The organism is Haloferax namakaokahaiae, assembly GCF_042663225.1.
GTDB classification, from domain to species: domain Archaea; phylum Halobacteriota; class Halobacteria; order Halobacteriales; family Haloferacaceae; genus Haloferax; species Haloferax namakaokahaiae.
The window spans coordinates 1-799 of the sequence record NZ_JBHTAA010000010.1; the positions used below are offsets into that span (position 1 = coordinate 1).

At 46.9% G+C, this 799-nt stretch carries 1 rRNA gene; it reads right to left on the bottom strand.

Annotated elements, in window-relative coordinates:
• Window positions 1-271: 271 nt before the first annotated feature.
• Window positions 272-799: ribosomal RNA gene (locus tag ACFQJC_RS16905) — 16S ribosomal RNA — on the bottom strand; the annotation flags it as partial.

The following is a 799-nucleotide window of genomic DNA, read 5'->3' on the forward strand; positions in this document are numbered from 1 at the left end:
CCCTATTAATCATTACGGCGGTCCTAGAAACCAACAAAATAGAACCGCACGTCCTATTCTATTATTCCATGCTAATGTATTCGAGCAAAGGCCTGCTTTGAACACTCTAATTTTTTCACAGTAAAAGTCCTGGTTCCCCCCACAGCCAGTGAAGGCCATGAGGTTCCCCAGAAGGAAAGGTCCAGCCGGACCAGTACTCGCGGTGAGGCGGACCGGCCAGCCAGACCCAAGGTTCAACTACGAGCTTTTTAACTGCAACAACTTTAATATACGCTATTGGAGCTGGAATTACCGCGGCTGCTGGCACCAGACTTGCCCTCCAATTGTTCCTCGTTAAGGGATTTAGATTGTACTCATTCCAATTACGAGACCCAAAAGAGCCCCGTATCAGTATTTATTGTCACTACCTCCCCGTGTCGGGATTGGGTAATTTGCGCGCCTGCTGCCTTCCTTGGATGTGGTAGCCGTTTCTCAGGCTCCCTCTCCGGAATCGAACCCTAATTCCCCGTTACCCGTTGCCACCATGGTAGGCCACTATCCTACCATCGAAAGTTGATAGGGCAGAAATTTGAATGAACCATCGCCGGCGCAAGGCCATGCGATTCGTTAAGTTATTATGAATCACCAAGGAGCCCCGAAGGGCATTGGTTTTTTATCTAATAAATACACCCCTTCCGAAGTCGAGGTTTTTAGCATGTATTAGCTCTAGAATTACCACAGGTATCCATGTAGTAAGGTACTATCAAATAAACGATAACTGATTTAATGAGCCATTCGCAGTTTCACAGTATAAAGTGCT